Origin of the sequence: Longispora fulva (assembly GCF_015751905.1) — a bacterium.
In the GTDB taxonomy this organism is placed as follows: Bacteria; Actinomycetota; Actinomycetes; order Mycobacteriales; family Micromonosporaceae; genus Longispora; species Longispora fulva.
In genome coordinates this window covers 3,919,538-3,932,006 of the sequence record NZ_JADOUF010000001.1, presented here as the reverse complement: position 1 = coordinate 3,932,006, position 12,469 = coordinate 3,919,538, and the positions used below count along the sequence as shown (strand labels likewise).

The following is a 12,469-nucleotide window of genomic DNA, read 5'->3' as shown; positions in this document are numbered from 1 at the left end:
ATCCTCCCCTCATCACCGGAAGGGGGCGGGTCAGGGCAGGAGGGTCGCCGCGTGTCGGCCCGCGCAGGCGGCGGCCAGGAAGTAGTCGTGTTCGGCGTCGAGGCCGCGGCCCATGGTCGACAACGTCACCGGCAGCGCCCGCAGTGCCTCGTCGAGCCCCGCCGGATCCACCTGCACGATCCGGTGCCGCCCGGCCAGGGGCGCGAGCTGCTCGACGTACCCGGGGTCGCACCCGCGTGGCAGCACGAGATCGGCGGGCGCGAGGGCGACCCGGCCGTACGCGGTCAGGCTGTGGTGCGACACGCCCCGGTGCCGGGGCCGTTCGTCGGCAGTGGACAGCCGCACGGAGCCGACGGGCCGCCCGCCGAGGGTCGCCGCGGCGTTGACGGCCTCCCCGGTGGACACCCCGGAGAAGCCCCACGGGGTGCCGGTGCCCAGGTTCCCCGGCCCCTGCGTCACGATCGCGACGTCCGCGCGCAGCGCGTGCCGGGCGGCGAGCAGGCCGGTGTGGGTGTTGGTGGCCTCCAGGTCCCCGCCGAAGGACTGGCCGACGGTGACGACCCCGGCGAGCAGCCCGGCGAGCGCGTCGAGGTTGCGGGAGAACCAGGCGGGCAGCGCGCCCCCGTCGGTCATGACGTACGCGACCCGCGCCCCGGGGGAGTCCGTGAGGATCCCGGCGAGCAGGGCCGGCAGGGCGGAGTGCAGGTCGGCGACGACCACCGGGAGCCCCGCGATGTCGTCGGCCTCGGCGAGAACCGAACGAAAAGGTGACGCCTCCTCGTCGGCGGCCAGGACGGTGACCTGCTGGGGGGTGTAGCGGGCCTTCATCACGTGCCCCGGCGCGTCCGAGTCGGGTGGCAGCCGGTCAGGGAGGGCGACGACGAGGGCGTACCCCCCGGTGCCCAGGCCCAGGCTCAGCGCGTTGGTGTTGAGCAGCACCCGGTCACCGGCGACGGGGTCACCGACCATGGCCGGGTACGCCAGCGCGCGTACCAAATCTGGATCTTCCGGGTTTCTCCGGTCAACGGTGACGTCCAGCTCGACGGCGCCCTTCCAGGATCGACGGACGGTGACAACGGTTCCGGATCGCCAGCGCAGCACGCCCCAAACTACCCTGCTAACGTCGACAGGTGTCCCGCACCCGCACAGAGCGCCTCGTCAACCTGGTGATCTGTCTGCTGTCGACCCGCCGGTTCCTCACCGCCGCCCAGATCGCGCAGACTGTCCCGGGTTATGAGCACGACCCGTCGGTGACGAAGGACCACGAGGCGTTCCAGCGCAAGTTCGAGCGGGACAAGGCCGAGCTCCGCGAGCTGGGCGTCCCGCTGGAGACCGGCACGTCCAGTGTCTTCGACGCCGAGGCCGGCTACCGGATCGCCCAGCGTGACTACGCCCTCCCCGAGGTCCAGCTCGAACCGGACGAGGCCGCCGCCGTCGGCATCGCCGCCAAGCTGTGGCGCGACCACGGCCTGGCCGCCGCCGCGTCCTCGGGCCTGACGAAGCTGCGCGCGGCCGGCATCGACGTCGACCCGCACGCCACCCTCGGCGTGGAGCCGACCCTGGGCGTCGAGCCGGCGTTCGAGCCGGTCACCGCCGCCGTCCGCGACCGCCGGGTGATCACCTTCGACTACCAGATCCCGACCGAGGACGCCCCGCGCCGCCGCCGGCTCCAGCCGTGGGGCGCGGTGTGCTGGCGCGGCCGGTGGTATGTGGTGGGCCACGACCTCGACCGCGACGCCACCCGGTGCTTCCGGCTGTCCAGGATCGTCGGGCAGGTGCGCGCGACGGGGGAGTCCGGGGCGTACACGACGCCCGACGGGGTGGATCTGATCGGCCAGGTGGCCCGGTTCTCCGGCGGCCCGGCCCCCGAGCGGACCGGTCGGGCGACGGTGCGGCTGGCCACCGGGCGGGCGCACGGGATCCGCCGGCGCGCCGACCGGCTGGAGGGCGACGTGGCCACCCTCGCCTACGCCGACGCCGACCGGCTCGCCGAGTTCCTCGTCGGGTACGGCTCCGACGTGCTGGTCCTCGACCCGCCCGAGGTGCGCGACGCGGTGATCCACCAGCTGCGGGTCCTCGCCGGGCTGCACTCCCCGGCGGAGGTGGCGGCGTGACCGGCTCCCCCAGCGGCCCACCGGAGGTGACCGCGTGACCCCCTCCGCCGACCGGCTCGGCCGACTCCTCAACCTGGTGCCCTACCTCCTGGCCCGCCCCGGCATCCTGATCGCCGACGCCGCGTACGACCTGGGCGTCACCGAACGCCAGCTCCGCGAGGACCTCGAACTGCTGTGGATGTGCGGCCTGCCCGGGTACGGCCCCGGCGACCTGATCGACATGGCCGTCGACGAGGACAGCGTCACCATCACCTACGACGCCGGCATCGACCGGCCGCTGCGGCTCACCCCGGACGAGGCCCTCGCCCTGCACGTCGCGCTGCGGCTGCTCGCCGAGTCGCCGGGCGCGATGGACCGCGACGTCGTGCACCGCACCCTCGCGAAGATCGAGAAGGTGGCCGCCGCCGAGGGGTTCGCCGTCCGGATGCCGGACCAGCCGGAGCGGGTCGAGGACCTGCGCCGGGCGATGGACCGGGGCCGCGCGCTGCGGATCACCTACTACACGGCCCGCCGGGACGCCTCCACGGAGCGGGTCGTGGACCCGATGCGGCTGCTGCTCGCCGACGGCCGGACGTACCTGGAGGCGTGGTGCCGGTCGGCCTGCGCCGTGCGGCTGTTCCGGGCCGACCGGATCGACGCCCTGACGGAGCTGGAGGAGCCCAGCGCGCCGCCGGAGTGGGCGGTCCCCACCGACGTCGCGCACGGCGTGTTCCGGCCGACCCCCGAGCTGCCCCTGGTGACCCTGCGGATCGCCCGCGAGGCCCGCTGGGTGACCGAGTACTACCCGTGCGAGTCCGTCACCCCCCAGCCCGACGGGGACTGGATCGTGACCCTGCGCGCGGCCGACCTGGGCTGGGCGCACCGCCTGATCCTGGGCCTGGGCGGCCGGGCGAGCGCGGTGGCCCCGCCGGAGCTGGTGGCCTCGATCGGCGACGAGGCGCGCACGGCCCTGTCGGCCTACCTCTAGAACCTTCCTTCAACGGTTACGGCGACACCTGGGCCGGCGCGCGGCGGTCGTCGTGGTCCCCTACAACGTCGGTGCGCGCCTGCCGGCGCGCCCCACGGTCACCTGCCACCCGATCGAGGGCACCAGGATCGCGAGCATGCTCGCGATCCACAGGAAGAACCCGATCCCCAGCCGGTGCAGGACGTAGTCGGGGGAGCCGCCCTCGTCCAGCGGGATCGGGTGCCCGAACAGCAGCAGCGTGTCCAGGGCGATCAGGACCGCCACGGCGGCGCAGATCGCCGCCGCCAGGTACTGCCGGGCCAGGAGCAACGCGAGCGCGAACGGGACGATCAGGTTGGCGTACCACCCGAACTGGCCGACGAACAGCCCGAACGCGCCGCCGATCAGCACGTTCACGCCGAGGTCGCTGTGGGCGGGGCCGCCGTCCCGGTAGGCGAACTCGAGAGCCGGCGTGGCACAGGCGGACAGGTACAGCACGAGCCAGCCGCCGGCCACGAGGAATCGGGCGCGGTCATGGCGCACGGGAGCGGTCATGGCGTCAGCGTCCCCGCCCCCGCTCAACATCCGGTGAAGGCCCAGCTCACCGGCCGGCACCCCCCGGTGAGGAGGACTGGTTTCGGCGTACCCGGAGGATGTTCGTGGCGGGGCGGGACGCCGGCGGCGGGAAGGGTAGGGTCTGGGCGTGGTGTGGTGGATTCTGGGAGCCGGGCTCGCGGCCGGCGTCGTGCTGCTCGTGCTCGTCAGCCTGCCGCTGGTCCGCCGGCTGCGGCCCCTGCGGCTCGCTGCGGAGCGGTTGCAGGCGCGGCAGGGCGACGCGCTGGCGTTGCAGGGCAGGATCGAGCAGTTGCAGAGCACGGTCGAGGCGGTCACCGCCAAGGTCGAGGCGGCCTCAGCCCACCGTAAACCTTCTTAAAGATGCCCATAGTGCCGCTCGCAACGTAACAACTTGCTGCGGTTACCGTGCGTATACCTGCTCGAGGTTGACGTTTTCTCGTCAGTTGGCAACACTTGCCGGCGGGACGACGTATCCGCTCCCCGTTCATGAGAGCGGTGGACGCGTACCATGGAACTGCGTTGACAAGCCTTGGAGGTTCCTGATGGGTAGTTTGCAGCCGTGGCACTGGGCTGTGATCATCATTGCGGTGGTCTTGCTCTTCGGGTCCAAGCGGCTCCCCGACGCCGCCCGCTCTCTGGGCAAGTCGATGCGGATCATCAAGGCGGAGACCAAGGGTCTCGCCGAGGACGGCAACGCCGCGCAGGCTCAGCAGCCGCCGGCCGCCCCGCCCGCCGCCGCGCCGTACGTGCAGCCGGCTCCTCCGGCCGCGCAGCCGCCCGCGGCCCCGCCGCGCGACACCAGCATCTAACGCACCCCGCTCGTGAGCCCCGTCCTGCGTAAACGGTCGGCGGCGCGGCCCAGGCCGGCCGCCGACGGCTCCATGCCGCTCATGGAGCACCTCCGCGAGCTGCGCAACCGCCTGTTCAAGGCGTTCCTGGGGATCGTCGCCGGCTTCATCGCGATCTACGCGCTGAACCTGCACGCCTGGATCCTCCACCAGCTCCAGAGGCCCTACAACGACCTGTTCCCCGGCGGCAACGGTCCCGACATGCTGCAGCTGGGCGTGGGCGACGTGTTCCTGCTCAAGCTCAAGGTCGCCATGTGGGCGGGTCTGGTGATCTCTGCGCCGGTCTGGCTGTACCAGATCTGGGCCTTCGTGGCCCCCGGCCTGCACAAGAAGGAACGCCGCTGGGCGTACCTGTTCGTGGCCGCCGCGACGCCGCTGTTCCTGGCCGGCGCCTTCCTGGCGTACATGGTGGTCGGCAAGGGGCTGGCGTTCCTGCTGCCGGCCCACGAGGAGCACCTGACCAACTCCCTCGAACTCACCCGGTACGTCAGCTGGGTCACCAACTTCATGCTGATCTTCGGGGTGGCGTTCGAGTTCCCGCTGCTGGCGGTGATGCTCAACTTCGCCGGCCTGGTCAGCGCGAAGAAGATGCTGAGCTGGTGGCGGACCGTCGTCTTCCTGTTCTTCTGTTTCTCGGCGATCGCCACCCCCACGCCCGACCCGTTCGTGATGTCGGGTCTGGCGATCTGCCTCAGCGCGATGTATTTCATCGCGATCGGCATCGCGTGGCTCAACGACCGCCGCCGCAAGCGCCGCACCGGCGAGTCCGACTACAGCAACCTCGACGACGACGAGGCCGCGCCGCTGGACTACCGGCCGGAGCCGGTGGCCGAGCCGGAGCCGGTGCCGGAGCCCGAGCGGATCGACCGGCGCAGCAGGTTCGACGACAGCATCTGACCCGGCCCAGATCGACGGGCGGGGTCGCCCGGAGCGGTCCGGGTCGTGGGTTCGACGCGTAAGTTACCGGCGGGTCTTCCGGTGGACCGGGAGACCCGCTACGTTTCCTCCGTGATCGCCGTCGTCGCCAACCCCACCGCCGGTAAGGGCCGCCATGCCGCCCTGCTGCCGGCCCTCCTCGACCAGCTCGGCCCGCACGAACTGCTGCCGCCGGGAGCCGACGCGCTCCGGGCCGCCGTCGCCGGGGGAGCCGACGCCGTCGTGGCGATGGGCGGGGACGGCACGGTCCACGCCGCGTTGCAGGCGGTGGCCGGCACGGGCGTCCCGCTCGGCATCGTCCCGCTGGGCACCGGCAACGACCTGTCGGCCGGCCTGGGGCTGCCCGGTGACCCCCGGGCCGCCGTGGCCGCGATCCTGGCCGGTCGGACCCGGGCGGTGGACCTGGCCCGGGTGGACGGGGCGCACGGCACGTCCTGGTTCGGGAGCGTCCTGGCCGCCGGGTTCGACGCGCTGGTCAACGAGCGGGCGAACCGGATGCGCTGGCCGAGGGGTCCCCGGCGGTACGACCTCGCCATTTTCGCGGAGATGGCCCGGTTGCGGCCGCTGCGGTACCGGCTCGTGGTCGACGGGGTGCCCGAGGAGTTGGACTCCGTGCTGCTGGCCGTGGGCAACACGGTGGCGTACGGGGGCGGGATGCGGATCTGTCCCGGCGCTGACCCGACCGACGGGTTGCTGGACGTGACCCTCGGGGTGGCCGGCCGGCTCGCGTTGGCCACGTTGAAGCCGAAGGTGCGGACCGGGGCGCACGTCGACCACCCGGGGGTCAGGACCCTGCGGGCCACGACCCTGGAGATCGCCGGCCCGGACCTGCACTGCTACGCCGACGGGGAGCGGATCGGCCCGCTGCCGGTGACCGTCACGTGCGTGCCGGGCGCGCTGACCCTGCTGCACTGACACCGCCGCCACGGCCTCCGGGAGACCGACGATCAAGCCCCTGGGCTCCGGCCGACGCGTGCCGGGTCGGGCTCCTCCGTAACCGTCTCAGGGGTTGGACCGTCAGGACACGAGGTCCAGGATCGCCGACAGGCCGTGCACCGCGCCGGGCGGCGAGGCGGGGAGCAGCAGCGTCTGCAGGCCCGCCGCCACGGCCGCGCCGTCGGCCGGGCTGTCGCCCACCATCAGCGCGCGGTCCTCGGGCACGCCGAGCAACGTGCACGCGTGGGTGAACACGGCCTTCTCCGGCTTGCACCGGCCGAGTTCGTAGGACAGCACCCACTCGGTGATCAGGTGGCCGAAGCCGAGCGCCTCGCAGATCGGCCGGAGGTCGAAGCCGATGTTGGACACCAGCGCCGTCGGGATGCCGGCGTCCTTGAGGGCGCTGAGCACGGTGACGGTGTCGGCGTAGGGGACCCAGCCGTCGGCCAGCAGGACCCGGTCGTAGAGCGCGTCGGCCAGGCCCTCGATCGGGGACTGCACCGTGGCGGCCAGGCCGGCGTAGGCGGCGCGGTGCGCGTGCGGGTACAGGTCGCGTTCGGCCCACACCTCGGCGAGCTGCGGGGGGATCCGGGCCGGCATGGGGCCACCGGCCCGGCCGGCGGTGAGCAGCCGGTCGAGCAGGATCGTGGCCCGGGGGCCCTCGAGGGTGGTGCCGCAGGCCTGCGCGGCGGCGGCGAGCCAGGTCGTGGCGTCCTCCACCTGGGCGAGCGTGCCGTGGAAGTCGACGAGAACCGCCTCCACCGGGCGGCGCGGACTCGGGGGGTGCTCTGTCTGCGTCACGCTCTGCACCATACCGACTGCCGGCAGCGAGACCGCGCAGGCATGGGGTCCCCTGTGCGGTTTCGCGATCACCGGTCCCGGGCGGCGACCGGAGAGCGGACGAAGCGCGAGGTCGGGGAGCCGCCAGCGCCGGGGGAGACGTCCGTCAGGAAACGAATCCGGCTTCGCGCCGCGATGAAACAGAGTTGACCATGGCTTAGCCTAGGAGGATGACAAGCCCCGCCGAACGGTACGGTGACTTCCGCAGGCGGGCCGCCTACCCCGCCCTGAACGACTTCCTCGGCGGCCTCGACTTCGAACTGGACGATTTCCAGATCGAGGCGTGCGAGGCCGTGGAGCGGGGCACCGGCGTGCTGGTGTGCGCGCCCACCGGGGCCGGCAAGACCGTGGTGGGCGAGTTCGCGGTGTTCCAGGCGCTGCGCGAGGGCCGCAAGTGCTTCTACACGACGCCGATCAAGGCTCTGTCCAACCAGAAGTACAACGATCTGGTCGCGGTGCACGGGGTCGACAAGGTCGGCCTGCTCACCGGGGACAACGCCATCAACGGCGACGCGCCGGTGGTCGTGATGACCACCGAGGTGCTGCGCAACATGCTCTACGCGCAGTCGCAGACCCTCGACACGCTGTCGTATGTGGTCATGGACGAGGTGCACTACCTCGCCGACCGGTTCCGGGGCGCGGTCTGGGAGGAGGTGATCATCCACCTGCCACCGTCGGTGTCGCTGATCTCGCTGTCGGCCACCGTCTCCAACGCGGAGGAGTTCGCCGACTGGCTGGTCACGGTGCGCGGCGAGACCAAGATCGTGGTCAGTGAGCACCGGCCGGTGCCGCTGTGGCAGCACATGCTCGTCGGCAAGCGGATGTTCGACCTGTTCCACGACCAGGAGGCGGCCAGCAAGCACGAGGTGCACCCGGAGCTGCTCCGGCGCACCCGGGACCTGCTCCGCCAGATCGGCTGGGACGAGCGCGGCCGGCGCGGCCGGTCCGGCCGGGACCTGATCGCCGGGCGGGTCGACGTCATCGAGCGCCTCGACCGCGAGGGCCTGCTGCCGGCGATCGTGTTCATCTTCAGCCGGGCCGGATGCGACGCCGCCGTGCAGCAGTGCCTGCGGTCCGGGCTGCGGCTGACCGACCCCGACGACCGCCGCGAGATCCGCCGGATCGTGGAGAGCCGCACCGCGCAGCTGCCGCACGAGGACCTCAACGTCCTCGGGTACTACGAGTGGCTCGAGGGCCTCGAGCGCGGCCTCGCCGCCCACCACGCCGGCATGCTCCCCGTCTTCAAGGAGGTCGTGGAGGAGCTGTTCGTCCGGGGCCTGGTCAAGGCAGTGTTCGCCACCGAGACCCTGGCGCTGGGCATCAACATGCCGGCCCGGTCCGTGGTGCTGGAGAAGCTGGTCAAGTTCAACGGCGAGGCCCATGTCGACCTGACCCCGGGGGAGTACACGCAGCTCACCGGGCGGGCCGGGCGGCGCGGGATCGACGTGGAGGGCCACGCCGTCGTGCTGTGGTCCCCGGAGACCGACCCCCGGCACGTGGCCGGCCTGGCGTCGACGCGCACGTACCCGCTGAAGTCCAGTTTCCGGCCCTCCTACAACATGGCCGTCAACCTCGTCGCCAGCGTCGGCCCCGAGCGGGCCCGCGAGCTGCTGGCCTCCTCCTTCGCGCAGTTCCAGGCCGACCGGTCCGTGGTGGGCGCGTCCCGCCAGGTCGTGCGCAACGAGGAGGGCCTGGCGGCGATGGACGCCGACATGGAGTGCCACCTCGGCGACTTCCACGAGTACTTCGCGCTCCGGGTCGCCATCGCCGACCGGGAGCGCGGGCTGGCCCGCGAGTCGGCCAGTACCCGCCGGGCCAACGCCGCCGCCTCCGTGGCCCGCCTCAAGGCCGGCGACATCATCAAGGTGCCGACCGGCCGGCGCGCCGGGCTGGCCATCGTCATCGACCCGGGGGTGGGCGCGTTCGGCGACCCCAAGCCGCTGATCGTCACCGAGGACCGCTGGGCCGGCCGGATCCCGGCCACCGACTTCACGTCGCCCGTCGAGCCGCTGGGCCACATCAGGGTGCCGAAGCACTTCAACCCCCGGTCCCCACAGGACCGTCGCGACCTGGTCTCGAGCCTGCGCAACGTCGAGATCTCGCCGTCGGCGCGCCGGGGGGCGCGCCGGGCCCGGTCCGGTGCCGCCGACGACCGCCAGCTCGACGAGCTGCGCCGCGCGATGCGCCGGCACCCGTGCCACGAGTGCCCGGAACGCGAGGACCACGCCCGCTGGGCGGAGCGCCGCGAGCGGCTGCACAAGGAGACCCAGACCCTGCGCGACAAGGTGGAGAACCGGACCGGCTCGCTGACCCGGACCTTCGACCGGGTCTGCGGGCTGCTCACCGACCGGGGCTACCTCAGCCCCGACGGGCAGGTCACCAAGGCCGGCCGCACCCTGTCGCGGATCTGGGCCGAGACCGACCTGCTCGTCGCCGAGTGCCTGCGGCGCGGAGTGTGGGACGGGCTGTCGCCGTCGGAGCTCGCCGCCGCCGCGTCCATTCTGGTGTACGAGGCCCGCCGCGACACCGACGACCGTGCCTCCGTGCCCCGGGGCCCGGTCGGCGACGCCGTGGAGGAGACCCTGCGGCTGTGGGGCGAGGTCGAGTCCGACGAGGCGGCGCGCGGCCTGCAGCTCACCCGCGAGCCGGACCTGGGCTTCGTCTGGCCCGTGTACCGGTGGGCGCGCGGCGAGGCCCTGCCGAAGGTGCTCTCCAGCGTGCACGGCCTCGATACGGAGATGCCGGCCGGGGACTTCGTGCGCTGGTGCCGACAGGTGATCGACCTGTTGGGACAGTTGGCGGAGGCGTCGGGGGACACGCCGCTGCGGGACACCGCGCGGCAGGCGATGGACGACATGCGGCGGGGTGTGCTGGCGTACTCGTCGCTGGCGTAGCGACGTCGCGGGTCGGCCGGTCGGGTCGGCCCGCGGCCGGTCCCGGCGTGATCGTCGAGCGTCGATGGAAGCCCGAACATTCACACTCATCATGTCCTGGGCCAGCTTGTGGGGTCAGGTGTCCACAGTGTTGCCCTGAGGTGGGAGTGCGCCTTGTTGGGGGTGTTGCGGCATGGCAACATCCCCATCACGGTTCAGCATCGGATTCGGTATTTGTCCCTTGTGCCGCGCGAGTCCGGTGTGCCCTCACCCCTCTGGGAGGCTCTTGTGAGACTCACGAAAATCCTCTTTGTCGGCGCGCTCGTCGCGACCGCCCTAGTCCCGGGCATGACCGCCCAGGCCGGCCCCGGCGCCCACGCCGACGACTACGGCATCCGCGCCGGGCTCGGCGCCCAGGCCACCGACTCCCTGGCCGCCAGCCTCGGCGACCGGTCGGCCGGCACGTACGTCGACGGCAACGGGCGGATGGTCGTCACGGTCACCGACGCCGACGCGGCGGCAGCCGTGTACGAGGCCGGGGCCCTGCCGCAGATCGTCAGCCGCAGCGGCGCGCAACTGGCCGCCGCGACCAACCTCCTCAACCAGGAGGCCCGGATCCCCGGCACCTCGTGGGCGACCGACCCGATGACCAACCAGGTCGTGGTGTCCGCCGACAGTACGGTCACCGGGGCCAAGCTCGCCCAGCTCAAGGCGGCGGTCGCCAAGCTCGGCGACGCTGCCCGGATGGAGTCGGCCCCCGGCGTGCTGAGCACCCGGATCTCCGGCGGCGACGCCATCTACACCAGCAGCTACCGGTGCTCGCTCGGTTTCAACGTCCGCAGCGGCAGCACGTACTACTTCCTCACCGCCGGGCACTGCGGCAACCTCGGCGCGACCTGGTACAGCAACTCCAGCCACACCACGACGCTGGGCACCCGCACGGGCACCAGCTTCCCGACCAACGACTACGCGATCGTGAAGTACACCAACACGACGGTCACCAAGTCCGGCACCGTCGGCTCGGTGGACATCACGGCCGCCGGCAACGCGGTCGTGGGCCAGTCGGTGTCCCGCCGGGGCAGCACCACCGGCGTGCACAGCGGCACCGTCACCGGCCTCAACGCGACGGTGAACTACGCCGAGGGCACCGTGTACCAGATGATCAAGACGACGGTGTGCGCCGAGGGCGGCGACAGTGGCGGGTCGCTGTACTCCGGCGGCACCGCGCTCGGCCTGACCTCGGGCGGCAGCGGCAACTGCTCGTCGGGCGGCACGACCTTCTTCCAGCCGGTCACCGAGCCGCTCAGCGTCTACGGGGTGTCCGTCTTCTAGACCGCACCATCCGACTGAGCCGCCGGCGACCCTCCCCGGCGGCTCAGTTCCGTGCGGGTCCAGGCTCAGCGTGCCCGCGCACCAGCCGTCCACGCGCCCAGGGCCGGCCCGCACGCGGCCCTGACATGTCCGCCGTCCGGCGCGGCCTGGTGACTAGTTGCGGGCCATCGCCGTCGTCAGCCGGCCGACCGCCCCGGTCACGCCCCACGTCTCGGCGAGCGCGGCCAGGCCCTCCGGGTCCACCGGCTCCTTCGGCAACGTCGCGTCGAACTCCGGCAACTCCACGTCGGTGGCCACCCGCACCACGGCCGGCGCGACCTTGAGGTAGTCGGTTGCGGCCAGCAGCTTGGCCTGCAGCCCCTTCGGCTGCTCATGCACGTGGGCGAGGAGGCCGTCCAGGTCGCCGTAGGCCGTGATCAGCTTGGCGGCGGTCTTCTCGCCCACCCCGGCCACCCCGGGCAGCCCGTCGCTCGGGTCGCCGCGCAGCACCGCGAAGTCGGCGTAGGCCGCCGCCGGCACGCCGTACCTGGCGCGGACCGCCGCGTCGTCGAGGACCTCGAGGTTGGCGACGCCCCGGCCCACGTACAACACGGAGACGCCGTCGTCGATCAGCTGGAACAGGTCGCGGTCGCCCGTGACGACCTCGACCGGGGCCGGGCCCCGGGCTGCCAGGGTGCCGAGCACGTCGTCGGCCTCGAAGCCGGCCGAGCCGATGGCCGGGACGCCCAGCGCCGCCAGGATGTCCAGCAGGATCGGGACCTGCGGGGACAGGGTGTCGGGGGTCGCCTCGGCGTTGAGCTCCTCATCGACCACCCGGTGCGCCTTGTACGACGGCAGCAGCGCCACCCGCCACGCCGGCCGCCAGTCGAAGTCCAACGCGCACACGACCCTGTCCGGCGCGCGGCCCCGGATCAGGGTGCTCAGCGCGTCGAGGAACCCGCGCACGGCGTTGACCGGGGTGCCGTCCGGGGCGGTGATGGACTCGGGAACGCCGAAATACGCCCGGTAGTACAGGCTCGGGGCGTCCAGGGCGAGTAGCGGTGCGGCCATGGCTCCCACCCTAGAGGC

General features: G+C 72.6%; 12 protein-coding genes. 8 read left to right on the top strand and 4 right to left on the bottom strand.

All coding sequences use genetic code 11. The features are described from left to right. Positions 1-30: 30 nt before the first annotated feature. Positions 31-1,101, bottom strand: coding sequence for a DUF3866 family protein (locus IW245_RS17360; protein WP_197004221.1), 1,071 nt, complete (start codon positions 1,099-1,101; stop codon positions 31-33). 29 nt (positions 1,102-1,130) lie between these two features. Between IW245_RS17360 and IW245_RS17355 the strand changes: the two genes are divergently transcribed. Together IW245_RS17355 and IW245_RS17350 are read left to right on the top strand one after the other, a co-directional pair. Next, positions 1,131-2,114 (top strand): helix-turn-helix transcriptional regulator, encoded by a 984-nt coding sequence (locus IW245_RS17355; RefSeq protein WP_197004220.1) that lies wholly within the window; start codon positions 1,131-1,133, stop codon positions 2,112-2,114. Positions 2,115-2,148: 34 nt separating this feature from the next. Beyond that, positions 2,149-3,081 (top strand): helix-turn-helix transcriptional regulator, encoded by a 933-nt coding sequence (locus IW245_RS17350; RefSeq protein WP_197004219.1) that lies wholly within the window; start codon positions 2,149-2,151, stop codon positions 3,079-3,081. Positions 3,082-3,141: 60 nt separating this feature from the next. Here IW245_RS17350 and IW245_RS17345 read toward each other — a convergent pair whose 3' ends face one another. After that, positions 3,142-3,615: a hypothetical protein gene (locus IW245_RS17345; RefSeq protein ID WP_197004218.1), complete on the bottom strand. Its 474-nt coding sequence runs from the start codon at positions 3,613-3,615 to the stop codon at positions 3,142-3,144. Positions 3,616-3,763: 148 nt separating this feature from the next. Between IW245_RS17345 and IW245_RS17340 the strand changes: the two genes are divergently transcribed. The 4 genes from IW245_RS17340 (at position 3,764) to IW245_RS17325 (ending at position 6,335) form a co-directional block, all read left to right on the top strand. Further along, positions 3,764-3,994, top strand: a complete 231-nt coding sequence (locus IW245_RS17340; protein ID WP_197004217.1) for a hypothetical protein — start codon at positions 3,764-3,766, stop codon at positions 3,992-3,994. 184 nt (positions 3,995-4,178) lie between these two features. Beyond that, the gene (tatA, locus tag IW245_RS17335; protein ID WP_197004216.1) at positions 4,179-4,445 is read left to right on the top strand and encodes a Sec-independent protein translocase subunit TatA; all 267 of its coding nucleotides are present in this window, start codon (positions 4,179-4,181) and stop codon (positions 4,443-4,445) included. A 72-nt stretch (positions 4,446-4,517) separates the two neighbouring features. After that, complete coding sequence (tatC, locus tag IW245_RS17330; RefSeq protein ID WP_231399806.1) at positions 4,518-5,381, top strand: twin-arginine translocase subunit TatC; 864 nt, start codon at positions 4,518-4,520, stop codon at positions 5,379-5,381. A 111-nt stretch (positions 5,382-5,492) separates the two neighbouring features. Beyond that, positions 5,493-6,335: a diacylglycerol kinase family protein gene (locus IW245_RS17325; protein WP_197004214.1), complete on the top strand. Its 843-nt coding sequence runs from the start codon at positions 5,493-5,495 to the stop codon at positions 6,333-6,335. A gap of 102 nt (positions 6,336-6,437) precedes the next feature. Here the strand turns inward: IW245_RS17325 and IW245_RS17320 are convergent, their stop codons facing one another. Then, complete coding sequence (locus IW245_RS17320) at positions 6,438-7,169, bottom strand: HAD family hydrolase (RefSeq protein ID WP_197004213.1); 732 nt, start codon at positions 7,167-7,169, stop codon at positions 6,438-6,440. 197 nt (positions 7,170-7,366) lie between these two features. On the opposite strand from IW245_RS17320, the gene IW245_RS17315 reads away from it, so the two are divergent. Both IW245_RS17315 and IW245_RS17310 read left to right on the top strand, forming a co-directional pair. Then, positions 7,367-10,090 (top strand): DEAD/DEAH box helicase, encoded by a 2,724-nt coding sequence (locus IW245_RS17315; protein ID WP_197004212.1) that lies wholly within the window; start codon positions 7,367-7,369, stop codon positions 10,088-10,090. Positions 10,091-10,357: 267 nt separating this feature from the next. Then, positions 10,358-11,401 carry a S1 family peptidase gene (locus IW245_RS17310; RefSeq protein ID WP_233473093.1) on the top strand — a complete coding sequence of 348 codons (1,044 nt, stop codon included), beginning with the start codon at positions 10,358-10,360 and terminating at the stop codon, positions 11,399-11,401. A gap of 153 nt (positions 11,402-11,554) precedes the next feature. On the opposite strand, the gene IW245_RS17305 is transcribed toward IW245_RS17310, so the two are convergent. Next, positions 11,555-12,451, bottom strand: a complete 897-nt coding sequence (locus IW245_RS17305) for a 5'-3' exonuclease (protein ID WP_197004211.1) — start codon at positions 12,449-12,451, stop codon at positions 11,555-11,557. Positions 12,452-12,469 lie beyond the last annotated feature (18 nt).

What these genes read in the sequence shown, in the direction of transcription:
- tatC (WP_231399806.1), top strand. Translation starts at nt 4,518, where the DNA reads ATGCCGCTCATGGAGCACCTCCGCGAGCTGCGCAACCGCCTGTTCAAG.
- IW245_RS17315 (WP_197004212.1), top strand. Translation starts at nt 7,367, where the DNA reads ATGACAAGCCCCGCCGAACGGTACGGTGACTTCCGCAGGCGGGCCGCC.
- IW245_RS17345 (WP_197004218.1), bottom strand. Translation starts at nt 3,615, where the DNA reads ATGACCGCTCCCGTGCGCCATGACCGCGCCCGATTCCTCGTGGCCGGC.
- IW245_RS17320 (WP_197004213.1), bottom strand. Translation starts at nt 7,169, where the DNA reads ATGGTGCAGAGCGTGACGCAGACAGAGCACCCCCCGAGTCCGCGCCGC.
- tatA (WP_197004216.1), top strand. Translation starts at nt 4,179, where the DNA reads ATGGGTAGTTTGCAGCCGTGGCACTGGGCTGTGATCATCATTGCGGTG.
- IW245_RS17305 (WP_197004211.1), bottom strand. Translation starts at nt 12,451, where the DNA reads ATGGCCGCACCGCTACTCGCCCTGGACGCCCCGAGCCTGTACTACCGG.